18 protein-coding genes and 5 tRNA genes are annotated in these 24,472 nt (G+C 70.1%); 13 read left to right on the forward strand and 10 right to left on the reverse strand.

Annotated elements, in window-relative coordinates; all coding sequences use genetic code 11:
• The first annotated feature begins 99 nt into the window (after nt 1-99).
• The 3 genes from ACF08M_RS32505 (at nt 100) to purM (ending at nt 4,257) form a co-directional block, all read left to right on the forward strand.
• Nucleotides 100-900 carry a sterol carrier family protein gene (locus ACF08M_RS32505; protein WP_392188848.1) on the forward strand — a complete coding sequence of 267 codons (801 nt, stop codon included), beginning with the start codon at nt 100-102 and terminating at the stop codon, nt 898-900.
• A gap of 696 nt (nt 901-1,596) precedes the next feature.
• Entirely contained in the window at nt 1,597-3,123 is a 1,527-nt protein-coding gene (gene purF, locus ACF08M_RS32510; RefSeq protein WP_392188849.1) for an amidophosphoribosyltransferase, read from the forward strand.
• A 60-nt stretch (nt 3,124-3,183) separates the two neighbouring features.
• Complete coding sequence (purM, locus tag ACF08M_RS32515; RefSeq protein ID WP_392188850.1) at nt 3,184-4,257, forward strand: phosphoribosylformylglycinamidine cyclo-ligase; 1,074 nt, start codon at nt 3,184-3,186, stop codon at nt 4,255-4,257.
• 257 nt (nt 4,258-4,514) lie between these two features.
• On the opposite strand, the gene ACF08M_RS32520 is transcribed toward purM, so the two are convergent.
• Nucleotides 4,515-4,772 (reverse strand): DUF3073 domain-containing protein, encoded by a 258-nt coding sequence (locus ACF08M_RS32520; RefSeq protein ID WP_392188851.1) that lies wholly within the window; start codon nt 4,770-4,772, stop codon nt 4,515-4,517.
• A 317-nt stretch (nt 4,773-5,089) separates the two neighbouring features.
• A complete protein-coding gene (locus tag ACF08M_RS32525; RefSeq protein ID WP_392188852.1) occupies nt 5,090-6,196 on the reverse strand; it encodes a Leu/Phe/Val dehydrogenase in 1,107 nt (368 codons plus the stop codon).
• A 176-nt stretch (nt 6,197-6,372) separates the two neighbouring features.
• Between ACF08M_RS32525 and ACF08M_RS32530 the strand changes: the two genes are divergently transcribed.
• Together ACF08M_RS32530 and bldC are read left to right on the forward strand one after the other, a co-directional pair.
• Nucleotides 6,373-7,218 (forward strand): hypothetical protein, encoded by an 846-nt coding sequence (locus ACF08M_RS32530; protein ID WP_392188853.1) that lies wholly within the window; start codon nt 6,373-6,375, stop codon nt 7,216-7,218.
• A gap of 518 nt (nt 7,219-7,736) precedes the next feature.
• Nucleotides 7,737-7,943 (forward strand): developmental transcriptional regulator BldC, encoded by a 207-nt coding sequence (bldC, locus tag ACF08M_RS32535; protein WP_003949541.1) that lies wholly within the window; start codon nt 7,737-7,739, stop codon nt 7,941-7,943.
• Between the two features lie 567 nt (nt 7,944-8,510).
• Here bldC and ACF08M_RS32540 read toward each other — a convergent pair.
• The 3 genes from ACF08M_RS32540 to hrpA form a co-directional block, all read right to left on the reverse strand.
• On the reverse strand, nt 8,511-8,756 hold the full coding sequence (locus ACF08M_RS32540; RefSeq protein WP_392188854.1) for a DUF6274 family protein: 246 nt from the start codon (nt 8,754-8,756) through the stop codon (nt 8,511-8,513).
• 136 nt (nt 8,757-8,892) lie between these two features.
• Nucleotides 8,893-8,967 (reverse strand) — tRNA-Asp (locus ACF08M_RS32545).
• 159 nt (nt 8,968-9,126) lie between these two features.
• A complete protein-coding gene (hrpA, locus tag ACF08M_RS32550) occupies nt 9,127-13,092 on the reverse strand; it encodes an ATP-dependent RNA helicase HrpA (RefSeq protein WP_392188855.1) in 3,966 nt (1,321 codons plus the stop codon).
• A 157-nt stretch (nt 13,093-13,249) separates the two neighbouring features.
• Here hrpA and ACF08M_RS32555 point away from each other — a divergent pair, with 157 nt between their 5' ends.
• From ACF08M_RS32555 to ACF08M_RS32565, 3 genes are all read left to right on the forward strand, one after another.
• A complete protein-coding gene (locus ACF08M_RS32555; protein WP_392188856.1) occupies nt 13,250-13,681 on the forward strand; it encodes a hypothetical protein in 432 nt (143 codons plus the stop codon).
• A gap of 64 nt (nt 13,682-13,745) precedes the next feature.
• The gene (locus tag ACF08M_RS32560) at nt 13,746-14,591 is read left to right on the forward strand and encodes a DsbA family protein (protein WP_392188857.1); all 846 of its coding nucleotides are present in this window, start codon (nt 13,746-13,748) and stop codon (nt 14,589-14,591) included.
• Complete coding sequence (locus tag ACF08M_RS32565; RefSeq protein WP_392188858.1) at nt 14,588-15,436, forward strand: cytochrome c biogenesis CcdA family protein; 849 nt, start codon at nt 14,588-14,590, stop codon at nt 15,434-15,436. Before ACF08M_RS32560 ends, ACF08M_RS32565 begins: the two co-directional genes overlap by 4 nt.
• Nucleotides 15,437-15,474: 38 nt before the next feature.
• Here ACF08M_RS32565 and ACF08M_RS32570 read toward each other — a convergent pair.
• The 3 genes from ACF08M_RS32570 to ACF08M_RS32580 form a co-directional block, all read right to left on the reverse strand.
• Nucleotides 15,475-15,551 (reverse strand) — tRNA-Phe (locus ACF08M_RS32570).
• 22 nt (nt 15,552-15,573) lie between these two features.
• Nucleotides 15,574-15,648, reverse strand: a tRNA-Asp gene (locus ACF08M_RS32575).
• A 38-nt stretch (nt 15,649-15,686) separates the two neighbouring features.
• A tRNA-Glu gene (locus ACF08M_RS32580) sits at nt 15,687-15,759 on the reverse strand.
• 204 nt (nt 15,760-15,963) lie between these two features.
• Between ACF08M_RS32580 and ACF08M_RS32585 the strand changes: the two genes are divergently transcribed.
• The 4 genes from ACF08M_RS32585 (at nt 15,964) to ACF08M_RS32600 (ending at nt 21,450) form a co-directional block, all read left to right on the forward strand.
• Nucleotides 15,964-16,314 carry a metallopeptidase family protein gene (locus ACF08M_RS32585; RefSeq protein WP_392188859.1) on the forward strand — a complete coding sequence of 117 codons (351 nt, stop codon included), beginning with the start codon at nt 15,964-15,966 and terminating at the stop codon, nt 16,312-16,314.
• 1,036 nt (nt 16,315-17,350) lie between these two features.
• Complete coding sequence (locus ACF08M_RS32590; RefSeq protein ID WP_392188860.1) at nt 17,351-19,555, forward strand: DEAD/DEAH box helicase; 2,205 nt, start codon at nt 17,351-17,353, stop codon at nt 19,553-19,555.
• A 199-nt stretch (nt 19,556-19,754) separates the two neighbouring features.
• Nucleotides 19,755-21,296: an amino acid permease gene (locus ACF08M_RS32595; protein WP_392188861.1), complete on the forward strand. Its 1,542-nt coding sequence runs from the start codon at nt 19,755-19,757 to the stop codon at nt 21,294-21,296.
• Between the two features lie 81 nt (nt 21,297-21,377).
• Nucleotides 21,378-21,450: transfer RNA gene (locus ACF08M_RS32600), tRNA-Lys, on the forward strand.
• Nucleotides 21,451-21,834: 384 nt separating this feature from the next.
• On the opposite strand, the gene ACF08M_RS32605 is transcribed toward ACF08M_RS32600, so the two are convergent.
• Together ACF08M_RS32605 and ACF08M_RS32610 are read right to left on the reverse strand one after the other, a co-directional pair.
• Nucleotides 21,835-23,229, reverse strand: coding sequence for an FAD-binding oxidoreductase (locus ACF08M_RS32605; protein WP_392188862.1), 1,395 nt, complete (start codon nt 23,227-23,229; stop codon nt 21,835-21,837).
• 270 nt (nt 23,230-23,499) lie between these two features.
• A complete protein-coding gene (locus tag ACF08M_RS32610; protein ID WP_392188863.1) occupies nt 23,500-23,910 on the reverse strand; it encodes an SHOCT domain-containing protein in 411 nt (136 codons plus the stop codon).
• Nucleotides 23,911-24,171: 261 nt separating this feature from the next.
• Here ACF08M_RS32610 and ACF08M_RS32615 point away from each other — a divergent pair, with 261 nt between their 5' ends.
• Nucleotides 24,172-24,393 carry a hypothetical protein gene (locus ACF08M_RS32615; protein ID WP_392188864.1) on the forward strand — a complete coding sequence of 74 codons (222 nt, stop codon included), beginning with the start codon at nt 24,172-24,174 and terminating at the stop codon, nt 24,391-24,393.
• The last annotated feature ends 79 nt before the right edge of the window (nt 24,394-24,472 follow it).

Below are 24,472 nucleotides of genomic sequence, written 5' to 3' on the forward strand. Positions count from 1 at the left end.
CCGGGCCCCGAAGCCCGGCCCGGCCACGTCCGGCCGAGGTCCGCCGGACACCCCTGCGGCCCCTGGACCCTGCCGCCGTCCCCATTAGGCTCCTGGACCATGCCGCCGTCCCAGAAACGAGCCCGACGCTACGACCCGGTCAGGACCCGCGCCGCGGTCCTGGCGCAGTTCGCCCACGTCCGGGAAGCCGTCCGCGTACTGACGCCCGAGCAGCTCGTGCTGCCGACCCGGCTCGGGGACTGGACCGTGCGCGAACTGGCCGTCCATCTGGCGATGGGGCTCTCGCACGTCACCCGTGGTCTCGAGCTGCCCGAACCGGCCCCGGCCAAGCCCGACCTGACGCTTCTCGCATGGCCGTTCTCGACCGCCGACCGGGCCGCCCGCATCGCCGAGGACACCATGGCCACGGCCGCGGGCCATCCCGATCCGGACGCGCTCTACGCGGAGGTCGCCGGGCAGTTCGAGGCGCTGGTGCCCGGCGACCCCGGGGACCGGCTGCTGCCGACCCGGGCCGGCACGATGCGGCTGGCCGACTTCCTGGTCACCCGTACCGTCGAACTCGTTGTGCACACCGACGATCTGAACGAGGCGGCCGGTCTCGACATCCCGTACGACCGGCAGGCCCTCGCCGCCTGTACCCGGCTGCTCGCCGACGCCCTCGCGGAGAAGGCGCCGGGCGGCTCGGTCGAGGTGCGCGTCCCGCCGTTTGCCGTCGTCCAGTGTGTCCAGGGCCCCAAGCACACCCGCGGTACGCCGCCCAATGTCGTCGAGACCGATCCGCTCACCTGGATCCGGCTCGCGACCGGGCGCACGGAGTGGGCGTCGGCCCTCGACGCGGCGAAAGTCGGCGCCAGCGGTGAGCGGGCCGATCTCGCCGCGCTGCTGCCCCTGATGGGCTGAGAGCCTGTCGGGTGACCTCTGATCGGGCGGCCACGCCCTGGCACGCACGCTTCCCGCGTTGCCGAAATGCCCAAGTAGCTCCTTCCCCAAGCTCTCAGCTTCGTTCGAGCAGGGGAGACCTCAACCGAGGACATCCCGGCGCGCCTTGGAATCGCACGCACCAGACCGCGTCCGCTACCCGATCGAAGGTCACCCGACAGGCTCTGAGACGGCCGCGCGCACGGGCCCAGCGCCGCGGGCGGCCCGGCCGGCGGCGCCGGCTCCGCGGTGGCCCGGTCGGCCCGTCGGCCCGTCGGCCCGTCGGCTCTCCACGGCCCGCGGCCCCCGGAACCGTTCCGCCGCATCCCCCTGAGAGGCACGCGAACCAGGCTCTCCGGTGTGAGGCTCGCCACGAAACGGGCGTTCGGCCGGATGTCGCGCCGGAGCACCGATCGCCTCACTGAGCGCCACGGTCCGCCCCGGCGACCGCTGCCCACCAAGTGGCCGGAACTAGCCGGTAACCGGCCGCTGGTCCGGGCGTCCGCCGCCCTGTGGCCGTTCCGGCCCCCGCCCCGCGCCCCGTCGGCACCTCGGGCACGATCACTCCCAGTAACCAACCGGACGGGCCTTCGAACCACCCCTGGGAGCGCTTCCATGGTGCTCGGGCCGGGCATCCCGAATTCGGACCAGTGGTCGATCTCGCCTACACTCGGTGGCGTGCCCCGTGGTGATGGACGACTCAACCACGACCTGCTCCCCGGAGAGAAAGGCCCCCAGGACGCTTGCGGCGTCTTCGGTGTCTGGGCTCCGGGTGAAGAGGTCGCCAAGCTCACCTATTTCGGACTGTATGCCCTGCAGCACCGTGGACAGGAGTCCGCGGGCATCGCAGTGAGCAACGGGTCCCAGATCCTGGTCTTCAAGGACATGGGACTGGTCTCGCAGGTCTTCGACGAAACGTCTCTGGGATCTCTCCAGGGCCATATCGCGGTCGGTCATGCCCGCTACTCCACCACCGGTGCCTCGGTGTGGGAGAACGCGCAGCCGACGTTCCGTGCGACCGCGCACGGCTCGATCGCCCTGGGACACAACGGGAACCTGGTCAATACGGCCCAGCTCGCCGAGATGGTCGCCGACCTTCCCCGCAAGGACGGCCGCGCCACCCAGGTCGCCGCGACGAACGACACCGATCTGGTGACGGCGCTGCTCGCCGGCCAGACCGACGACGACGGCAAGCCTCTCACCATCGAGGAGGCCGCGCCGAAGGTGCTCCCCGAGGTGAAGGGCGCCTTCTCCCTCGTCTTCATGGATGAGCACACCCTCTACGCCGCCCGTGACCCGCAGGGCATCCGCCCGCTGGTTCTCGGCCGTCTGGAGCGTGGCTGGGTGGTGGCCTCCGAGTCCGCCGCCCTCGACATCTGCGGCGCCAGCTTCGTCCGCGAGATCGAGCCGGGTGAGCTCGTCGCCATCGACGAGAACGGACTGCGCACCTCGCGCTTCGCGGAAGCGAAGCCCAAGGGCTGTGTCTTCGAGTACGTCTATCTGGCCCGCCCCGACACCGACATCGCCGGGCGCAACGTCTACCTCTCGCGGGTGGAGATGGGCCGCAAGCTGGCCGCCGAGGCCCCCGTCGAGGCCGATCTCGTCATAGCGACACCGGAGTCCGGCACCCCCGCCGCCATCGGTTACGCGGAGGCCAGCGGCATTCCGTTCGGTGCCGGTCTGGTCAAGAACGCCTACGTCGGCCGGACCTTCATCCAGCCGTCCCAGACCATTCGCCAGCTGGGCATCCGTCTCAAGCTGAACCCGCTCAAGGAAGTCATCAAGGGCAAGCGTCTGGTGGTTGTCGACGACTCGATCGTCCGCGGCAACACCCAGCGGGCACTGGTCCGGATGCTCCGCGAGGCCGGGGCCGCCGAGATCCACATCCGGATCTCGTCACCGCCGGTGAAGTGGCCCTGCTTCTTCGGTATCGACTTCGCGACCCGCGCCGAGCTGATCGCCAACGGCATGTCGGTCGACGAGATCTGCACGTCGATGGGTGCCGACTCGCTCGCGTACATCTCCCTCGACGCGATGATCGAGGCGACGACGATCGCCAAGCCGAACCTCTGCCGCGCCTGCTTCGACGGTGAGTACCCGATGGAGCTGCCGGACCCGGAGCTGCTCGGCAAGCAGCTGCTGGAGACCGAGCTGGCGGCAGGCCCCGCGGCGACCGCCGCGTCCGACGCGCTGCGTCGACCGTGACGGCCCAGCCGTACACCTCTGGCCACCAGCCCCGTATCTCCACACGAAAGATCCCAGGCAATGTCTGAGACAACAGGTGCTTCCTACGCGGCAGCGGGCGTCGACATCGAGGCCGGCGACCGTGCCGTCGAGCTGATGAAGGAGTGGGTGAAGAAGACGCAGCGCCCCGAGGTCGCGGGCCTCGGCGGCCTGGGCGGTTTCGCCGGACTCTTCGACGCCTCGGCCCTCAAGCGTTACGAGCGTCCGCTGCTCGCCTCCGCCACCGACGGCGTCGGCACAAAGGTCGACCTCGCCCGGAAGATGGGCGTGTACGACACCATCGGCCACGACCTCGTCGGCATGGTCGTCGACGACCTGGTCGTCTGCGGCGCCGAGCCGCTCTTCATGACCGACTACATCTGTGTCGGCAAGGTGCACCCCGAGCGTGTCGCGGCCATCGTGAAGGGCATCGCCGAAGGCTGCGTCCTCGCGGGCTGTTCCCTGGTCGGCGGCGAGACCGCCGAGCACCCGGGCCTCCTCGGTCCGGACGACTTCGATGTCGCGGGCGCCGGTACGGGCGTGGTCGAGGCCGACCGTCTGCTCGGCCCGGAACGTATCCGCAAGGGTGACGCGTTGATCGCCATGGCGTCGTCCGGCCTTCACTCCAACGGGTACTCGCTCGTCCGGCACGTGGTCTTCGACCGGGCCGGCTGGGCGCTGGACCGCGAGGTCGAGGAGTTCGGCCGGACGCTCGGCGAAGAGCTCCTGGAACCCACCAGGATCTACTCGCTGGACTGCCTGGCCCTCACCCGTACGACCGAGGTGCACGGCTTCAGCCACGTCACCGGCGGCGGCCTGGCCAACAACCTGGCCCGGGTCATCCCGGACGGACTGCACGCCCGGGTCGACCGTTCCACCTGGACCCCCGGCGCGGTCTTCGACCTGGTCGGCAAGACCGGTCAGGTCGAGCAGCTGGAGCTGGAGAAGACGCTGAACATGGGCGTCGGCATGATCGCGATCGTCCCGGCCGAGTCCGTGGACGCGGCCCTGACGACGCTGGCCGACCGCGGGGTCGATTCCTGGGTCGCGGGCGAGATCACGGAACGCGGGTCGCACGTCTCGGGCGCGGAGCTGGTGGGCGGGTACGCCCGTTAAGGAGAAGGGCCACCGGGGACGCCCGGTGGCCGCTCCGGCCTGCGAAGTTCTCGATGCCTCGATCGCTGTTCCCGGTCGCCGCACGGGCGGGGTTCCGTTGCCCGGCGTGCGCCGGACGCCGTCGTCGACCGGCGGTTCAGGACAGACGGGTCCAGGGCAGGACGGCAACATCCGCCCGAGTGGCCCGGATCCGGAACGGGGTAGCACAGAACCCGGTCCGGGGCAGGCCCGGACCGGGTTGATGTGTCAGTGCGAGGTCAAGCGCCGCGGCGCTTGGACGACGGACCGGACTTGTCGTCCTCGTCCTCGTCCTCGTCGTCGTTGTACAGATCCGCGTACTGTGCGTACGGGTCATCTTCCTCGTTGTCGTCCTCGAACGGCTCTGCGTTCGGTGGCTGACTCGAAGGCGATGCGCCCAGCTCATTGGCCAGACGCGACAAGTCAGTCCCGCCGGTGCTGTACTTCAGCTGGCGGGCGACCTTGGTCTGCTTGGCCTTTGCCCGGCCGCGCCCCATGGCTCGACCCCCTCGGTGACGGGGCTCGACGGCCCCAGAGTCTTGACACGCGTTCATGTTTCAGGACGGACTCTCGGTAGAGAGACCGTGCCCGTAGGGCTTTAACGGTACCTGCTTCCGCGGCCATACGGTACGCCGCCCGCATCACGCACCCCGGAAGAGGACCGGCGAGAAGCCCCGTCCTCGCTGGTCAACTGCGATTTTAACCTCTTCTTGGCATGCGACCCGCCGACCGGCGTGAGTCTTGTCTCGTCGGTCGGCGGGTCGCAGGGGCCGCGCAACGGTGAGGGCATCGCGTGACGCCCGGTGACCGTCGGCTACGAAGCGGAGCGGCGCGCTTCGGCCATGCGCTGTTCGGCGATCCGGTCGGCCGCGGCCGCCGGCGGGATGCCGTCTTCCTTCGCACGTGCGAATATGGCCAGCGTGGTGTCGAAGATCTTCGACGCCTTGGCCTTGCACCGGTCGAAGTCGAAGCCGTGCAGCTCGTCGGCGACCTGGATGACGCCGCCCGCGTTCACCACGTAGTCGGGTGCGTACAGGATCGACCGGTCGGCGAGGTCCTTCTCGACGCCGGGGTGCGCGAGCTGGTTGTTGGCCGCGCCGCACACCACCTTTGCGGTGAGCGCCGGAACGGAGTCGTCGTTCAGCGCGCCGCCGAGCGCGCACGGGGCGTAGACGTCGAGCCCCTCGGTACGGATCAGCGCGTCGGTGTCCGCGGCGACGGCGACCTCGGGGTGCTTCCCGGTGATACGGCGGACGGACTCGTCCCGCACGTCCGTGATCACGACCTGCGCACCGTCCGAGAGCAGATGCTCGACCAGGTGGTGACCGACCTTGCCGACTCCGGCGACCCCCACTTTTCGGCCACGCAGTGTCGGGTCGCCCCAGAGGTGCTGGGCGGAGGCCCGCATGCCCTGGAAGACACCGAACGCGGTGAGGACCGAGGAGTCGCCGGCGCCACCGTTCTCGGGGGAGCGGCCGGTGGTCCAGCGGCACTCGCGGGCGACGACGTCCATGTCGGCGACGTAGGTGCCGACGTCGCAGGCGGTCACGTACCGGCCGCCGAGCGAGGCCACGAACCGGCCGTAGGCCAGCAGCAGTTCCGTCCTGCGAGCGCCCTCGAACTGTGCGGAGTCGCCGATGATGACGGCCTTGCCGCCGCCGTGGTCGAGACCGGCCATGGCGTTCTTGTAGGACATACCGCGCGACAGGTTCAGCGCATCCGCGACGGCCTCCTCCTCGGAGGCGTACGGATAGAAGCGGGTGCCGCCGAGGGCCGGGCCCAGAGCGGTGGAGTGGATGGCGATGACGGCCTTGAGGCCGCTGGCACGGTCCTGGCAGAGCACGACTTGCTCGTGGCCCCCCTGATCTGAGTGGAACAGGGTACGCAGCACATCGACAGGCACGCCGGTCACATCGGTCACTGTGGTGACTCCCAAGTACGAAGCGGCGGAAGACCCTCCTGAAGGTGGGGAGGGCCGTGGACCGGCAGGTACGGCCGGTCCGACTGGGCAAGAGCGTAAGTCCTACGCGGGCGTAGATCTGTTCCAGTGCCGAGGATCACCCCCCGGCGGAGTACGGGCATGACACGATTTGCTGCATGTCGGTGGTGTCTTCGGTGCTCGTCCCCTACGCGTCCTACCTCCGGGTGTACGAGCCGCTGGCCGCCTTCCCGGAGCCCGAGCGCGCCCACTGGGCCGGCTACGCCGGGCGTTCGAGCATTCCCACGGCCCAGGACGAACTGCGCCGCTCGCTGGCCGACTTGGTGGCCACGCCGCCGGTCGGTGTGCCGGTGCACGAGAGCGGGGACGCGTTCGTCGCGGAGGTGGACGGCGTGCTGTGCGTGTGTCCATGGCGGACCAGGCTGCGCGGCTGGCTGGCGCTGGACGAGCTGGTGGAGATGTTCCCGGGGCCGGTGCTCGACGCGGTGCTGCCGCCGGTGGTGCGCGGGCAGGCGGTCGCGGACCACGAGCGGTGGGCGGAGAGCAATCCGGACGCCAGGCCCTGGATCCTCACCTCCGTCTGGCAGGTCCCGGTGCGCTGGTTCGTGCTCTTCTGCGACGAGGAGCGGGAGTACGCGGAGGCGGGCGAGGGCGGTGAGCCGCCCGTGCTGCGCTACCGGACGCCGATGGTCCAGGCCCGGCGCCGGCTGGCCCGGACGCTGAAGACGCTGCGCGAGACCGTGGACGAAGGCCCGCTGACCGAGGGGCTCGTGGAGGTGGGGCGCTGGCTGGAGGAATTCCACCCCCGCGCTCTGGTCGAACTGGACTACGGCGGTCTGGTGCACGCGCTCCCGGCGGACCAGCTCGCCGGGGACCGGTCGGCCGCCGATGTGGCCGAGGGCGTCGCGGCGCTGCGGGCCGGCGACACGGAAGGGGCGAGTGAGGCGTACGGGCGGCTGGCGCAGCGCTGGCGGGCGGTAAGAGACCGTCAATTCGCGAACTGACGAGGCCCCGTCCGCGTCTGAACCTCTGGCCGGTGTGACGCGTACAAAGAGGCGGAAGGGTACCGCAGTGGCCGCAGGACCTACGTCCCGAACCGGGCCTTTGCCTCAAGCGTGATGGATAGCACTAACGGGGCCCTTGCGCCCTTCCCTACTCCTCGTGCCAAAATAGGACAAGGAGTCCGGGGAGGGCTCCATCCGTCTAACTGAGGGCGGATCGCTCAGCATTGCACGCTATGGGGGTCCGACGACTCCTGATCATTCTGTGACTGATCGTCACAGGGGTGTGACTGTCCGCTATGGCATGGTCCATCGGCTTCCGTCGCTGATGAACACCTGGGAGGGCAATTCCATCGGTTTGGCCGACGTGGCTGGACGGATGGTGTAGTTGTAGTGCCGAGGACAAGCCGTTCGTCCTATAACCGACTCGGCCCACGTCTGCCATTTCGGGCAACGTGGGTCAAGGTGCAGAATTTAGAGGAAAGAACCGAGATGGTTCGGTTCTCCCGAGGAGGCCGCTCATGACCGCTCGCACCCCTGATGCCGAGCCGCTGCTGACCCCGGCTGAGGTTGCCACGATGTTCCGCGTGGACCCGAAGACGGTGACCCGCTGGGCCAAGGCGGGCAAGCTCACGTCCATCCGCACGCTCGGTGGACATCGCCGGTACCGCGAGGCAGAGGTCCGCGCACTGCTTGCGGGTATTCCGCAGCAGCGCAGCGAGGCCTGACACACCCCTGTCGCCGCACCACAACCGGGTATTCGGGTCCCCCAACCCGTACAAGCCCGCCCATAGCTCCACATGACGGGCGCCCGCCCCAACGGGCGCCATACCTGTGCCATGGGTGCGTCATTCGATCGCGCTGGACTCCGCCGGGTCCAGCGCGGTCTTTTTTTGTGCCCTCACGGCCCCGAACCCTCGCCGCCGCGGGTTCTTCGCGGCCGCCCCGGGGTCTTCGCCGTCGTTCTGCGGCCTCGGAACCCGTGCCCCGCGAAGCGGCTCCGGCGCCGTTGGAAACCGGGCGTCCGGTTGGCTCCGGGCGGAGTGCCGCGCGGGCTTGAGCGGGTCTGTGCGGGACTGTTCCCGACCGCCCCGGGGAGGCCGGGCCGTGACGGTATGGAAGGTTCCGCGGTGACCCCGTCCGAGTGGTGCAATTGCACATATTAAATTCACTAGTTGTAGGAAGGGCGTAAGGTCACCCCTCGGCAAAACTCATGCAGTGACTCCCGTCACAGTGCATGAGTCTTGTCAGGGGCGAGCCTGCCACTTTCGGGAAGCGGGTCGCTCCGCCATTGGTCACCCGGTCGAGGGACTTTCGTCCTGGGCTTCCGAGGCGCCGTCCCCGCGCCGCGTGTACGGCTCCGGCGGATCGGGTGGCGGGTCGGGCGGGGGAGGGGTCCGGGAGGCCGTCAGGGGCTCCGTGGCGAGCCGCAGGAGCCGATGGCAGACCGCGCAGTGGCGAGTGAGGTGGCGGAAGCCGGAAGCGGCCGCCAGATGGGCGCGCAGAAGCGCGCGGGTCTCGTGTCCGGCCGATGTCGTCATGCGCGCCACCTCCCGGTGGACCACCGCCCCGCGCAGAGGAACAGGGGCAGCCCTGCTGCCTGAGTACTCGTCGGCAGTTGCCGGAGTCAAGACGCGCGAAAGCCCGGATCCAGAAGGATCCGGGCTTTCGATACTGCGGTCCTGACGGGATTTGAACCCGCGGCCTCCACCTTGACAGGGTGGCGAGCACTCCAAACTGCTCCACAGGACCAGGTTTTCGCTGCTGCCTTGCGGCTGGCTGCGAAGACAGACTGTACAGCAGGTCAGAGGGTCCGGTCGACCTCACCGAAGGTGGTGACTCCGTTACGGTCCGGGCCTTTGGCCCGTGCGCCTCCGGCACGGACCGCGCACAGCTACGGCCCGGGCCGTCTCACGGGGCCGCCGCGTCGATCGCCTTCATGATCCGCTTGTCCGAGACGGGGTAGGCCGTCCCCAGGGCGTGGGCGAAATAGCTGACCCGGAGCTCCTCGATCATCCAGCGGATGTCCAGGACCTCCTGCGGCACGGGCCTGCCCTGCGGCATCTGTTCGAGCAGCCAGGCGTACTCGTCCTGCATCTCGTGGGCCTTCTCCATGCGCGTGGTGTCGCGCTGGACGGCCGTGGGCATCTGCTGGAGCCGGCGGTCCACGGCGACCAGGTAGCGCATCAGGTCGGGCAGTCTGCGCAACCCGGTCGTGGTGATGAAGCCCGGCGGCACCAGGGCCGCGAGCTGGTCCCGCACATCGGCGACGTTGTTGACCAGGACCAGGCTGTTGGTGGCCTTGAGGCGCCGCTCACAGGCCTGCCACGCGGCCAGCACCTGCTGGACCTGCTTGACCGTGTGCTCGGTCAGGGCGACGAGGTCGGCGCGCACCTTGTCGTACAGCTTCCGGAACGACTCCTCGTCCCAGGCCGGGCCGCCGTGCGCGCCGATCAACCGGTCGGCGGCCGCCGTCGCACAGTCCTCGAAGAGTGCCTGGATGGAGCCGTGCGGATTGCTGGACAGGGCCAGTTTCTGCTGGTTCGTCAGCTTGTCCGAGGCGAACTTCGCCGGGTTCACCGGCACGTTCAGCATGATCAGCTTCCGGGTGCCGAGCCACATCGCCCGTTGCTGCTCGGCCTCGGTGTCGAAGAGCCGTACGGCGACGGTCCCGCCCTGGTCGACGAGGGCCGGGTACGCCTTGACCGGCTGCCCGGCCCGGCGTGTCTCGAAGACCCGGTTCAGCGTCCCGATCGTCCAGTCCGTGAGGCCCGAACGCTCGATGGACTCGCCCGAGGGGCCCGCGGTGGCCGCGGCGGCCTTGGAGAGGGCCTGACGGGCCTTGGGGCGCAGCTGGAGCTTCAGCGCCTCCAGGTCCTTGTCCTCGGCCACCTTCCGGCGCCGTTCGTCGACGATCCGGAAAGTGATCTTCAGGTGGTCCGGGACGCGGGTCAGGTCGAAGTCGTCGGGAGCGACCGGGACGCCGACCATCCGCTGGAGCTCCCGCGCCAGCGTGACCGGCAGCGGCTCCTGCTGGGACACCGGGCCGCCGGAGGCGGACGGAACGGCCCGGTCCAGGAACCTGCCCGCGTAGTCGGGGGCGGGAACGTAGTGCCGGCGGACCGGCTTGGGCAGCGAGCGGATCAGCTCGGTGACCACTTCCTCGCGCAGGCCCGGGATCTGCCAGTCGAAGCCCTCCGCGGTCACCTGGTTGAGCACCTGGAGCGGGATGTGGACGGTCACGCCGTCGGCGTCCGCGCCGGGCTCGAACTGGTACGTGACACGGAACTTGAGCTTCCCCTGCCGCCAGGAGTCCGGGTAGTCGTCCTTGGTGACGGCCCCGGCCTTCTCGTTGATGAGCATCGAGCGCTCGAAGTCCAGCGCGTCCGGCTCGTCGCGGCGCTTGTGCTTCCACCAGGAGTCGAAGTGCGCCCCGGAGACCACGTGCTCGGGGATGCGCCGGTCGTAGAAGTCGAAGAGCGTCTCGTCGTCCACGAGGATGTCGCGGCGCCGGGCGCGGTGCTCCAGCTCCTCGACCTCGCCGAGGAGTTTGCGGTTGTCGTGGAAGAACTGATGGTGCGTCCGCCAGTCGCCCTCGACGAGGGCGTTGCGGATGAACAGATCACGGGAGGTCTCGGCGTCGATACGGCCGAAATTGATCTTGCGCTGGGCGACGATCGGTACCCCGTACAGCGTGACCCGCTCGAACGCCATCACCGCCGCCTGGTCCTTCTCCCAGTGCGGCTCGCTGTAGGTGCGCTTCAGCAGATGCTGGGCCAGCGGTTCGATCCACTCCGGTTCGACCTTGGCGTTGACCCGCGCCCACAGCCGGGAGGTCTCGACCAGCTCGGCCGACATCACGAACCGCGGCTGCTTCTTGAAGAGCGCCGATCCGGGGAAGATCGCGAACTTGGCGCTGCGGGCACCCAGGTACTCGTTCTTCTCGGTGTCCTTCAAACCGATGTGCGACAGCAGCCCCGCCAGCAGCGAGGTGTGCACCGCCTGCTCCGGCGCGGCCAGGTCCGCCGAGGGCTCCTCCAGGTGCATGCCCATCTGCTTGGCGACGGTGCGCAGCTGCGTATAGATGTCCTGCCATTCGCGGATGCGCAGGAAGTTCAGGTACTCCTGCTTGCACATCCGGCGGAAGCTGGACGAGCCGCGCTCCTTCTGCTGCTCACGGATGTACCGCCACAGATTCAGGAACGCCAGGAAGTCCGACGTCTCGTCCTTGAAGCGGGCGTGCTGCTGATCGGCCTGCGTCTGCTTCTCGGAGGGACGCTCGCGCGGGTCCTGGATGGAGAGCGCCGCCGCGATGACCATGACCTCGCGGACGCAGCCGTTGCGGTCGGCCTCGATGACCATGCGGGCCAGGCGCGGGTCGACGGGCAGCTGGGAGAGCTTCCGGCCGAGCTGGGTGAGCCTCTTCTTCGGATCCTTCTCCTCCGGGTCCAGCGCGCCGAGCTCCTGGAGGAGCTGGACGCCGTCGCGGATGTTGCGGTGGTCCGGCGGGTCGATGAAGGGGAACTTCTCGATATCGCCGAGGTCGGCCGCGGTCATCTGGAGGATGACGGAGGCGAGGTTCGTACGCAGGATCTCGGGGTCGGTGAACTCCGGGCGGGTCAGGAAGTCGTCCTCGGAGTACAGCCGGATGCAGATGCCGTCCGACGTACGGCCGCAGCGGCCCTTGCGCTGGTTGGCGCTGGCCTGTGAGATCCGCTCGATCGGCAGCCGCTGGACCTTGGTGCGGTGGCTGTAACGGGAGATCCGGGCGTTGCCCGGGTCGATCACGTACTTGATGCCGGGAACGGTCAGCGAGGTCTCGGCGACATTGGTCGCCAGCACGATCCTGCGTCCCGTGTGGCGCTGGAAGACGCGGTGCTGTTCGGCGTGCGAGAGACGGGCGTAGAGGGGGAGGACCTCGGTGTGGCGGAGGTTCTTCTTGTTCAGCGCGTCCGCGGTGTCGCGGATCTCGCGCTCGCCGGAGAGGAAGACCAGGACATCGCCCGGCCCCTCCGACTGGAGCTCGTCGACGGCGTCGCAGATCGCGGTGATCTGGTCGCGGTCGGAGTCGGCCGAGTCTTCGGCGTCTCCTTCGAGCAGCGGACGATAGCGCACCTCGACCGGGTACGTACGCCCGCTGACCTCGACGATCGGCGCCTCGCCGAAGTGGCGGGCGAACCGCTCGGGGTCGATCGTCGCCGACGTGATGACGACCTTCAGGTCCGGCCGCTTGGGCAGCAGCCTGGCCAGATAGCCGAGCAGGAAGTCGATGTTCAGCGACCGCTCGTGGGCCTCGTCGATGATGATCGTGTCGTACGCGCGCAGCTCGCGGTCCGTCTGGATCTCGGCGAGCAGGATGCCGTCCGTCATCAGCTTGACGAACGTCGCGTCGGGGTTCACCTGGTCGGTGAAGCGGACCTTCCAGCCGACCGCCTCGCCCAGCGGCGTCTTCAGCTCGTCGGCGACGCGCTCGGCGACCGTACGGGCCGCGATCCGGCGCGGCTGGGTGTGCCCGATCATGCCCCGGACGCCGCGTCCCAGCTCCATGCAGATCTTCGGGATCTGCGTGGTCTTGCCCGAGCCGGTCTCCCCGGCGACGATCACGACCTGGTGGTCGCGTATCGCCTCCAGGATCTCGTCCTTCTTCTGACTGACCGGGAGTTGCTCCGGGTACGACACGGCGGGCATCCGCCCGGCACGCAGCGCGAGCCGCTCGGCTGCCTTTCCGGCCTCGGTGGCGATCTCGTCCAGCACGGACTGGCGGGCCTCGGGCTTGCGGATCCGGCGCGCCCCTTCGAGACGGCGGCCGAGCCGGTGCGCATCGCGGAGCGAGAGCTGTCCGAGCCGGTACTGGAGATCAGCGAAGGAAGTAGACATACGGGTCCCAGGATCGCACCCGGGCGCGGCGAACGGCGAACGCATTTCGTGCGGTCCCGGTCACCTGACCGGCACTGCGCGGGGCCGCGGGATCACAGCACGTACCATTTCGGGCAGCTGACCAACCGTCGTCCCCCGTCCGGAAAGGCCGGTCGCCGTGTTCGTGTCCCGTACGCAGTGGTGCTGCCTGATGGTGCTGTTCGCGGTCGTACTGGGGCTGTTCTGCGGACCGGCGACGGCTGTCGCGGGTGTGACCGCGGGGAACGGCGACGGCGGGCGGGCGACTGCCATGGCCGCCGGGGCCGGCCCCGCAAGGGCGGCCCTTCCGGACGACCCCGCCCCGGCCGCCGCCCCGGCCGTGGACCAGCACAAGACTCCGGGCTGCGGCAAGGGCGGGAAGCGCGGCGGCGGCGAGCCCGCCCTGCCGGGCCGGGCCCGTGCGGCGTACGACCAGGCGCCCGGCCTCGCCGAGTGGGGCCTGCCCGCCGCCACCGGACAGGGACCGGTCCATCCGCCCGTACGGATAAGGCTGCGCGGCCCCGCGTCCGCCGCGCCCACTCCGGTCGAGCTCTCCGTACTGAGGGTGTAGACGGCCGCCGCTCCTCCGGCCGTTCCTCTTCCCTCCCGCCCGCATCGCCAGCACGGAGTCACGCATGTCCACGTCCAAGCCCAAGCCCAAGTCCAAGGCGTCGCGTACCGCGTCGTCCAAGAAGCCGCTGATCTACGGTGCCGGAGTCGTCCTCGCCGCGGCGCTGCTCGGCTTCGTCTCCTACCGGGCCACCGCCCCCGACCACTCCGGCTCGTCCGCGTCGTCCGAGTCGTCTTCCTCGTCCTCGTCGCCCTCCTCGGGCGCCGATGCCACCACCGATCCGGACGCCGGTGTCTACCCGGAGCTGGCGAAGCTCGCGCGCCGCGACGCCGGTGACAAGCTCGCGCAGGGCCGGGCGGACGCGCCCGTCGTCCTCATCGAGTACGCCGACTTCAAGTGCAGCTACTGCGGAAAGTTCGCCCGCGACACCGAACCCGCCCTGGTGAAGAAGTACGTCGACGACGGCACCCTGCGCATCGAGTGGCGCAACTTCCCGATCTTCGGCGCCGAGTCCGAGGCCGCCGCCCGCGCCGCCTGGGCCGCCGGACAACAGGGCCGCTTCTGGCAGTTCCACCGTGCCGCCTACGCCGAGGGGGCCAAGGAGAAGGGGTTCGGCAAGGACCGGCTGAAGGAGCTCGCCGAGCAGGCGGGCGTCGCGGACCTCGACCGGTTCGCACGCGACGCGGACAGCTCCGCCGCCTCCGCCGCGGTGAGCAAGGACCAGGAACAGGGGTACGGGATCGGGGCGACCTCCACCCCCTCGTTCCTGATCAACGGCCGCCCGATCGCCGGAGCCCAGCCGATGGAGACCTTCACCCAGGCCATCGAGGCGGCGGCCGAGAAGGCCCGCACCACCGAGGACGCCAAGGGCGACGGCAACGCCCGGGGCGCCGAGGGCGGCACGAAATGACGCCTGACATCGGCTACTTCGCGGCCTTCCTCGGTGGGCTGCTCGCCCTGGTCAGCCCGTGCAGCGCGCTGCTGCTGCCCGCGTTCTTCGCGTACTCCATCGACTCCACCTCACGGCTTCTGGCCCGTACCGGCATCTTCTACGCCGGCCTGGCCACCACCCTGGTGCCGCTCGGCGCGGCGGGCTCGTACGCCGGACGGCTCTTCTACAGCCACCGCGACGCGCTCGTCCTCGGCGCCGGGTGGCTGATCATCGCGCTCGGCATCGCGCAGATCGTGGGCCTGGGCTTCGCCTCGCGCCGGATCGCCGCCCTCAGCGGCCGGATCCGCCCGACCACCGCCGTGTCCGTCTACGCGCTGGGCGCTGTATACGGACTGGCCGGTTTCTGCGCGGGACCGATCCTCGGCAGCGTCCTCACCGTGGCGGCGGTCAGCGGCAGCCCGGTCTACGGCGGACTGCTGCTCGCGGTCTACGCCCTGGGCATGGCCGTCCCGCTCTTTCTGCTCGCCCTGCTCTGGGAACGCTTCGACCTGGGCCGCCGGGCCTGGCTGCGCGGTCGCACCTTCCGGCTCGGCCGCTTCGAGCTGCACACCACGACGCTGCTGTCGGGACTCTTCTTCATCGGACTCGGCGCGCTGTTTCTCGTATACGACGGGACGACCGCGCTGCCCGGGCTGCTGGACGTGGACGACTCGTTCGCCGTCGAGCGGTGGGCCCAGCGCATCGGCGAGCACGTGACGGACGCCATGGTGCTGGTGGCCGTGGTCGCGGTGGTGCTGCTGGCCCTGGCGGTGCGGGCATGGCGCGGCCGGGTGGCGAACTCGGCCGACCGGGAAGAAGCCTGATACGACGAAGGCCCCGTCCGGTGGACGGGGCCTTCGGGTGGTGGCTGGGGCCGGGATCGAACCGGCGACCTATCGCTTTTCAGGCGATCGCTCGTACCAACTGAGCTACCCAGCCACGCAGCTCACTAGGGCTGCAGCGGTCCTGACGGGATTTGAACCCGCGGCCTCCACCTTGACAGGGTGGCGAGCACTCCAAACTGCTCCACAGGACCAAGCAATGTGCGAGACAAGTCTCGCACACGTTAATGCGTGCCCCCAACGGGATTCGAACCCGTGCTACCGCCTTGAAAGGGCGGCGTCCTGGGCCACTAGACGATGAGGGCTAAGGGCCCACCTGCGCGCTTTCCAGCGCGTCGGGGACGTGAGAAGCATATGGGATGGCAGCAGGTATCGCCAAAACGGTTTACGGCGAGGTCGCGGGGCGGGTGTGAGGGGGTGTGGGGGAGAGGTGGGGGAGGGGGCGCGAGGCGGTCGTACGTGCGGTGCGGCCCGGGGCGCACCGCACGGCCTTACGGGACAATGGCCGGGTGCTGGAGATGACGCGCGAAGAGTTCGAAGAACTGGTCGCCGAGGCGCTGGACCGGATCCCGCCGGAGCTGACGCGGCTGATGGACAACGTCGCGGTGTTCGTCGAGGACGAACCGGACCCGGGTGATCCGGAGCTGCTCGGGCTGTACGAGGGCACGCCGCTGACCGATCGCGGCGAGTGGTACGCGGGGGTGCTGCCGGACCGGATCACCATCTACCGCGGGCCCACGCTGCGGATGTGCGAGTCGCACGAGGACGTCGTGGCCGAGACCGAGATCACCGTCGTCCACGAGATCGCCCATCACTTCGGCATCGACGACGAGAGGCTGCACGCGCTCGGCTACGGATGAGCGCGCGTGTGTGCCGCGTGGGCGCCGTGCGTGCCGCGCGAGCGCGGTGCGGGCGTTTCGTGGACGGGTGGGCGCGGTGCGGGTGGTGTGCGGGTGATGTGCGGGCCGGAGGCGGGGCGTGTCCCCGGCGGGGCGACGGGAGTTGGGCACGGTGTCCCCCCGTCTCCGTCCGTCTCCTCGCGTGTCCCGTACCGCCCGCCCTTCCTCGTTCCCCGGAGGTGCCTCCCGTGCGCCAGTTCCCCGCCCCCGTCCGGTGGGCGGCCGTCATCGCAGTGACGGTCGCCGCGTCCACAGGCTGTATGAGCGTCGGCGACGACGGAGGGAAACCGGAGCCGACGCCGTCGTCCGGGCCGAAGGGGAACGGGTCCGGACCGGACGGCGGCACCGTGGCGGGGACGGGCGCCGCCCGCACCGGTGGCGGCCGTGCCGAGGCGCACTCCGAGCGGGAGGCCGCCGAATCCCCGGAGCCGGGCGGCTCCGGGGACCCTTCGGGCGCCCCCCGCGGCGCACGCCCCGGCGCGAAGCCGGGCGATCGGGGTGAATCGGGTGAGCAGGGCGATTCGGGGCCGCGAGGTGGCGGGCTGCCCGCGCCCTCGGCCTCGCAACCGAGCCCCGGGGGGCCGCAGCGGCCCGAATCCCCGGAGCCGTCCGAACCGGCCACCCCCGAGCCGCCCGCCTCCCCGGAGCCGGAACCGGAGCCTTCGGAGCCGTCGCCGCAGCCGTCCGCCTCGTCGGCGGCTCAGTTCCGCCACGGAGCGATGAGGATGCCGAGGGGGTCGTCGCTGCTGCGGACGCCGGAGGTATCACCACAGGTGGGGCCGGTGTAGCCAGGGGCCGGGGGAGAGCGGTTTGCGCGATGTGGGGGGGAGTGCGTATGGTGGTAGATCGTTTGATCCCATTGCCCGGCGCCGAAACAGAAGCGCGCCGTGTGGCGCGTACTCTCCCTTGCCGTGGCTGGACCGCATTGAGGCGGTCGAAATTGCGAATCACGGAGTTACGGGCGCGTGCCGAGACTCCGGAAGGTTTCGCATTTCGCATGTCAATTTCCAGTTCTGACCACACCGTCATGCCCGAGAACGTCGAGAACGACGAGCTCATCGAGGCCGCAGAGGCCGTCGTCGCCGAGTCCGCCGCCTCCGCCGAGGGCGACGCGCCCCGTGCCGAGCAGGCCCGTAACGGCTCCGCCGTCGACGCGGATGACGACGCGGACACCGGGTCGTCCATCACCTTCGCCGACCTGGGCCTGCCCGAGGGCATCGTCCGCAAGCTCGGGCAGAACGGTGTGACCGCGCCCTTCCCGATCCAGGCCGCGACCATCCCGGACGCCCTGGCCGGCAAGGACATCCTGGGCCGCGGCCGTACCGGCTCCGGCAAGACCCTCTCCTTCGGTCTGCCGACCCTGGCCACGCTGGCCGGTGGCCACACCGAGAAGAAGAAGCCCCGCGCGGTCATCCTCACCCCGACCCGTGAGCTCGCGATGCAGGTCGCGGACGCGCTGCAGCCGTACGGCGACGTGCTCGGCCTGAAGATGAAGGTCGTCTGCGGCGGTACGTCGATGGGCAACCAGATCTACGCGCTGGAGCGCGGTGTCGACATCCTCGTCGCCACCCCGGGCCGGCTGCGCGACATCATCAACCGGGGCGCCTGCTCCCTGGAGAACGTCCAGGTCGCCGTCCTCGACGAGGCCGACCAGATGTCCGACCTGGGCTTCCTGCCCGAGGTCACCGAGCTGCTCGACCAGGTTCCGGTCGGCGGTCAGCGCATGCTCTTCTCCGCCACGATGGAGAACGAGATCGGCACGCTGGTCAAGCGTTACCTCGACAACCCGGTGAGCCACGAGGTCGACAGCGCCCAGGGCAACGTCACGACCATGACGCACCACGTCCTCGTCGTGAAGCCGAAGGACAAGGCGCCGGTCACCTCCGCCATCGCCGCCCGCAAGGGCCGCACCATCATCTTCGTCCGCACCCAGCTGGGCGCCGACCGCATCGCCGAGCAGCTCGTCGAGGCGGGCGTCAAGGCGGACGCGCTGCACGGCGGCATGACGCAGGGTGCCCGTACCCGGGTGCTCGCGGACTTCAAGGACGGTTACGTCAACGCGCTCGTCGCGACCGACGTCGCCGCCCGCGGTATCCACGTCGACGGCATCGACCTGGTGCTGAACGTGGACCCGGCCGGCGACCACAAGGACTACCTGCACCGCTCGGGCCGTACCGCCCGGGCCGGCAAGTCCGGTGTCGTCGTCTCGCTGGCGCTGCCGCACCAGCGCCGTCAGATCTTCCGCCTGATGGAGGACGCGGGCGTCGACGCCTCGCGTCACATCGTGGGCGGCGCGGGCGCCTTCGACCCGGAGGTCGCCGAGATCACCGGCGCCCGTTCGCTGACCGAGGTCCAGGCCGACTCCGCGAACAACGCCGCCAAGCAGGCCGAGCGCGAGGTCGCCGACCTGACCAGGCAGCTGGAGCGCGTCCAGCGCCGTGCCGGTGAGCTGCGCGAGGAGGCCGACCGCCTCGTGGCCCGCGCCGCGCGCGAGCGGGGCGACGACCCCGAGGCAGCGGTGGCCGAGGCCGTCGCCGAGGCGGAGGCCGCGATCGAGGCCGCCGTCTCCGTACCGGCGCAGCCCGCCGCACGTGACGACCGTCGCGACGACCGCGGCAACTTCGACCGCCGGGACAGCCGCGGCGGCGACCGCGGAGGCTACCGCGGTGGCAACGACCGTCGGGACGACCGCGGTGGTGACCGTGGTTTCCAGCGTCGTGACGACCGTTCGTCGGGTGGCTTCCGCCGCGACAACGACCGTCCGTCGTTCAACCGCGACCGTCGGGACGACCGCGGTGGTGACCGTGGTTTCCAGCGCCGTGACGACCGTTCGTCGGGTGGCTTCCGCCGCGACAACGACCGTCCGTCCTTCAACCGCGACCGTCGGGACGACCGGCCCTCGGGCGGTTTCCGTTCCAACGACCGCCGTGACGACCGCGGTGGCCGTTCCTTCGACCGCCGCGACAACGACCGTCCGTCGTTCAACCGCGACCGTCGTGACGACCGCCCGTCCGGTGGCTTCCGCTCCGGCGGCAGCGACCGCCCGTTCAACCGCGACCGTCGTGACGACCGTCCGTCCGGTGGCTTCCGTTCCGGCGGCGACCGTCCGACCGGCCGCCGCGACGACCACCGCGGCACCGGCACCGGCACCGGCTCCTTCGGCCGCCGTGACGACAAGCCGCGCTGGAAGCGCAACGGCTGAGTGCGGTGACCATGACCTGCTGAGGGTCTGTTGAGAGCGGGCCCGTCCTTCACGGACGGGCCCGCTCTTCTTCGCAGCCGTACGGGGCACGTTCGCAGCTGCATGGGGCACGCCCTGCGAACCGCGGCAGGGCAAGGAGCCATCATTTGGGACGGGATCCGGCACATGCCGCACCCCCGGTGGGGGAATCGCTGGGGGCATGACAACCAACTCCCCGGCACCACCCCCGAGTTCGCCCGGATCCGACGAGGCGAGGCTCGCCGAGCTCGGATACACCCAGGTCCTCGCCCGCCGGATGTCGGCATTCTCCAACTACGCCGTCTCGTTCACGATCATCTCGGTGCTCTCGGGCTGCCTCACGCTCTACCTCTTCGGCATGAACACCGGCGGTCCCGCCGTCATGACCTGGGGCTGGGTCGGCGTCGGCCTGATGACGCTGTTCGTCGGCCTGGCGATGGCCGAGATCTGTTCGGCGTACCCGACCTCCGCCGGCCTCTACTTCTGGGCCCACCGGCTGGCCCCGCCGCGCTCGGCGGCGGCCTGGGCCTGGTTCACGGGCTGGTTCAACGTCCTCGGCCAGGTCGCCGTGACGGCCGGGATCGACTTCGGGGCGGCGTCGTTCCTCGGCGCGTACCTGAACCTCCAGTTCGACTTCCGGGTCACTCCCACCCGTACGATCCTGCTCTTCGCCGTGATCCTGCTGCTGCACGGCCTGCTCAACACCTTCGGCGTCCGGATCGTCGCGATCCTGAACAGCGTGAGTGTGTGGTGGCACGTGATCGGCGTCGCCGTCATCGTCGGCGCCCTGACCTTCGTACCGGACTCGCACCAGTCCGCGTCGTTCGTCTTCACCGAGTTCGTGAACAACACCGGCTGGGGAAGCAGCTTCTACGTCGTGATGATCGGTCTGCTGATGGCCCAGTACACCTTCACCGGCTACGACGCCTCCGCCCATATGACGGAGGAGACCCACGACGCGGCCACGGCGGGCCCGCGCGGCATCGTCCAGTCCATCTGGACCTCCTGGATCGCCGGCTTCGTCCTGCTCCTCGGCTTCACATTCGCCATCCAGTCGTACGACGGCGCGCTGAACTCCCCGACCGACGCCCCGCCCGCCCAGATCCTCCTGGACGCCCTCGGCGCCACCACCGGCAAGCTTCTGCTGCTGGTCGTGATCGGCGCCCAGCTCTTCTGCGGTATGGCGTCCGTCACGGCCAACAGCCGCATGATCTACGCCTTCTCCCGCGACGGGGCCCTGCCCTTCTCCCGCGTCTGGCACACGGTCAGCCCCCGGACCCGCACCCCCGTCGCCGCGGTCTGGCTCGCCGCCATCGGCGCTCTGGCCCTGGGCCTCCCCTATCTGATCAACGTCACGGCCTACGCGGCGGTGACCTCGATCGCGGTGATCGGCCTGTACATCGCCTACGTCATCCCCACCCTGCTCCGGCTGCTCCGGGGCGACGACTTCACCCCGGGCCCCTGGCACCTGGGCCGCTGGTCCCGCCCGATCGGCATCGTCGCGGTGACCTGGGTCCTGATCATCACGGTGCTCTTCATGCTGCCGCAGCTCTCACCGGTCACCTGGGAGACGTTCAACTACGCCCCGGTCGCAGTCCTGGTGGTCCTGGGGTTCGCGACGACGTGGTGGCTGGTGTCGGCGAGGCACTGGTTCCTCGAACCGGATCACAAACGCACGATCACCGTGGAGGACCCCGCCCGTCCCCTGCGATCCCACCGCTGATTCCGTCACGACCGGGCCCGGTAACCGATACCCGATCGGCGGCCGGGCCGCGGCGGGCTATGCTCAGGGGTGATTCGCCGAGGGCCGTTAGCTCAATTGGCAGAGCAGCGGACTTTTAATCCGTTGGTTGTGGGTTCGAGTCCCACACGGCCTACGTGCGGCGGCGAGGGGGAAAACCCCCTCTGACCTGCTGGGGAGCGCCTCGACCGGTTTCTGCCGGTCGGGGCGCTACCTCCGTCGTTTTGGACCTCGTGCGCGAGCGGATACCCCCTTCGGGGCGGGACTGTGGCGGACCGGACATCAGGGCTGTAGCTGTACGGCGGCGCTTCGCCGGACCGGTGAGGGGCGACGATCTCCCCGGCGGGAGCGATGAGCCGTGACAGGTGAACTCGTGGCGGTCCGGGGAGTCTCACGGTGGGCGGAGGCCGTCTCCGGGGCCCACGGAGACGTCGTCATCGGTCTGCGCCTCGCCCGGAGGATTCCCGGCCCAACGCCACCGGCCGCCGGGCCTGTTCGCGCCGCAGGGGCGCGGTCCGCGCTAGGCCGCCGGTTCGATGTTCTGGTTGCTGTGGAAGAGGTTGTAGGGGTCGTAGGTGCGCTTGACGGCCGCCAGGCGGTCGTAGTGGTTGCGGTAGGTGGCGCGTACCCGGTCCGGGGTCTCGCCCGCGCCGATGAAGTTCACGTACGTACCGCCCATCGAATGCGGGTGGAGCTCCTCCCAGTAGTCGACGCACCACTGCCTGAGCTTCCCGGCGTTGTCCGGGTCCGGGTCGATGCCCGCGATGACGCCGGACCAGACCGCGTCCCGGTAGGCCCAGGCGGTGTCGTCGGGGGCCGGCCGGTGGGCGGCGCCGTCGACCGGGTACAGGTGAGTGGTCGACAGGTCGGTGGGGAGGTTCTCGGTGTACTTGGCGTGTACGGCGATGGCGTCGTCGGTGATCCGGTCGAAGAAGTTGCCGCGCCAGTACCACTGCAGGCCGGCCGGGAGCAGCTCGTCGAACATGGACTGCAGGGCGGGATAGGGCATCGGCGTCATGAAGTGGAAGGCGGGCGGGCCGGGTTCGCCGACGGGTTTCAGGGCGGCTTCGAGGAGGGCGGGACCGCCCGTCCAGCACCACACGACCCCGCACATCCGCTGACCGTGGATCTCCTCCGGGAACGGAGGACCGGGCGGCACGGTGAGCGCGGCGAAGAAGCCGCTCAGGTCCTCGGGGGCCGCCGGCAGGAAGTCGCGGTACCAGCGCAGCACGTCGGGGGTCCGGTCGACCGGCCAGAGAGTGATGGCGACGCCCACGGTGTCCACCGGGTGCATCCGGAACGTGAAGGATGTGACGATGCCGAAGTTCCCGCCCCCGCCGCGCAGCGCCCAGAACAGGTCGGGATGCGTGGTGCCGCTCGCCGTCACCGCGGTGCCGTCCGCCAGGACCACGTCCGCGGCCAGCAGATTGTCGGCCGTCAGGCCGTATCTGCGGGTGAGGTGGCCGTGGCCGCCGCCGAGGGTGAGGCCGCCGACACCGGTGGTCGACTGGATTCCGGCGGGGGTGGCCAGTCCGAAGGCGTGGGCGGCGTGGTCGAGGTCGCCGAGCGTGGCGCCGCCACCGACCGTGGCCGTACGGGCCGCGGGGTCGATGTGCGCCCAGCGCATGGGCGACAGGTCGATGGTGACGCCGTCGTCCACCAGGCACAGGCCGGAACCGCTGTGTCCGCCGCCGCGGACCGCGAGCACGAGCCCCTTGTCGCGGATGGCATCGACCGCGGCCATCACGTCCGCCGCGTCGCTGCACCGCACCACGGCTGCCGGACGTCTGTCGATCATGGCGTTGTAGATCGTGCGGGCGTCGCGGTACTCCGGGTCCCGGGGGCCGATGACGGGCCCGCGCAGCACCCTCCTCAGCTCGTCCGGGGTTTCGAGCGTGGTGCCGTTGCCGTTCATGGTCCGGCCCTCTCCTCGCACGCCGACCGGGAACCGCGCACTGCCGGGCCTCGCCGCCGGGCCGTTGGGGTACGCGGCGGTGTGCCGGCGCTCCGGCCCCGGGAACCGCGGGGCGGAAGCGGTCACCCCGGCCTGATGATTCAAGCGTCCCCGCAGTCCGGGTGCTGCGCCAGTTCGCCGCCCAGAGGGTGAGGAGCGGCATGCGCGCCACGGACCTCACGGGCCCGGGGACGCACAGACCCCACGGCACGGGGCAGGGGTGGCGCTCGCTCAGACGAGGAGCTTCGTCTTTGCCCGCTGGTACTCCTCGTCCGTGATGGCGCCCCGGTCCTTGAGCTCGGCGAGTCTCGCCAGGTCGTCGACGTGCCTGCCCTCCTTCGGGGCGTTCGCCCCGGAGGTGCCGGCGGCCTCCCGGACGTACGCCTTGAAGGCCGCCTCACGGTCCTGCGCTTCCTTGATGTCCCGCTTCCCCATGGATTTGCCGCGCACGACCACGTACAGCAGGACGCCGATGTATGGCAGCAGCAGGGCCACGAGGAGCCAGCCCGCCTTGCCCCAGCCCCCCAGGTCGTCGCTGCGGAAGATGTCCCCGACGACCTTGAAGAGCAGGAACAGCCACATGATCCAGAGGAAGAACCAGAGCATGGTCCAGAAGAGGTTGAGCAGGGGGTAGTTGTCCACGGTCGGCTCCCTGAGCACCGCGAGTTCATCGCGTCGGCTGGCAGACTGGTAAATCAGTCATATCACCAGATCTCGGGCCTTGCCTCCGGGTGGTCTCCGGCCGTCCTCCGTCGCGCGTGCGGAGTACCGTGGGAACGTCGAGGGAGGCCCGGGAGGCTCAGGCCTCCAGGAGGCGGGGTCGCCCCGTGTTCGTGAAACGGCGTGAGAAGCGGCGTGAGCGGCAGTGTGAGCAGACCTGCGCATGGACGCTCGCGAGGGCACATGCACACGGCAGATGAGTCCGCCCGGAGTCCGGTCGGAGCGATCGGCCGTGTCACCGTGCCGATCCCGGTCGGTGGCCCGGGGGAAGTGCTGGTGGCCGTGCGGGGTGGGTCCGAGGCCTACACCGCATGGTCGGCGACGTCGATCGACAGGGACGTACGCGTCGTTGTCGTCGACTCGGTCTCGGCGCGTGGCGTGATCGTGGAGCCTCTGCCGCCCTGAGGCGATGCGGGGACTTCGAGCGGTCCTGCGGGCGCCGGGCAGTGACATACCTGCGCGAGGCGGTGACGTATCGATGCCG

The sequence above is a fragment of the Streptomyces sp. NPDC015032 genome (genome assembly GCF_043080425.1).
GTDB lineage: Bacteria > Actinomycetota > Actinomycetes > Streptomycetales > Streptomycetaceae > Streptomyces.

Coding starts and splice junctions, on each gene's coding strand:
- ACF08M_RS32505 (WP_392188848.1), top strand. CDS start 100: ATGCCGCCGTCCCAGAAACGAGCCCGACGCTACGACCCGGTCAGGACC.
- purM (WP_392188850.1), top strand. CDS start 3,184: ATGTCTGAGACAACAGGTGCTTCCTACGCGGCAGCGGGCGTCGACATC.
- ACF08M_RS32520 (WP_392188851.1), bottom strand. CDS start 4,772: ATGGGGCGCGGCCGGGCAAAGGCCAAGCAGACCAAGGTCGCCCGCCAG.
- ACF08M_RS32530 (WP_392188853.1), top strand. CDS start 6,373: ATGTCGGTGGTGTCTTCGGTGCTCGTCCCCTACGCGTCCTACCTCCGG.
- bldC (WP_003949541.1), top strand. CDS start 7,737: ATGACCGCTCGCACCCCTGATGCCGAGCCGCTGCTGACCCCGGCTGAG.
- ACF08M_RS32540 (WP_392188854.1), bottom strand. CDS start 8,756: ATGACGACATCGGCCGGACACGAGACCCGCGCGCTTCTGCGCGCCCAT.
- hrpA (WP_392188855.1), bottom strand. CDS start 13,092: ATGTCTACTTCCTTCGCTGATCTCCAGTACCGGCTCGGACAGCTCTCG.
- ACF08M_RS32560 (WP_392188857.1), top strand. CDS start 13,746: ATGTCCACGTCCAAGCCCAAGCCCAAGTCCAAGGCGTCGCGTACCGCG.
- ACF08M_RS32565 (WP_392188858.1), top strand. CDS start 14,588: ATGACGCCTGACATCGGCTACTTCGCGGCCTTCCTCGGTGGGCTGCTC.
- ACF08M_RS32590 (WP_392188860.1), top strand. CDS start 17,351: ATGTCAATTTCCAGTTCTGACCACACCGTCATGCCCGAGAACGTCGAG.
- ACF08M_RS32595 (WP_392188861.1), top strand. CDS start 19,755: ATGACAACCAACTCCCCGGCACCACCCCCGAGTTCGCCCGGATCCGAC.
- ACF08M_RS32605 (WP_392188862.1), bottom strand. CDS start 23,229: ATGAACGGCAACGGCACCACGCTCGAAACCCCGGACGAGCTGAGGAGG.
- ACF08M_RS32615 (WP_392188864.1), top strand. CDS start 24,172: ATGCACACGGCAGATGAGTCCGCCCGGAGTCCGGTCGGAGCGATCGGC.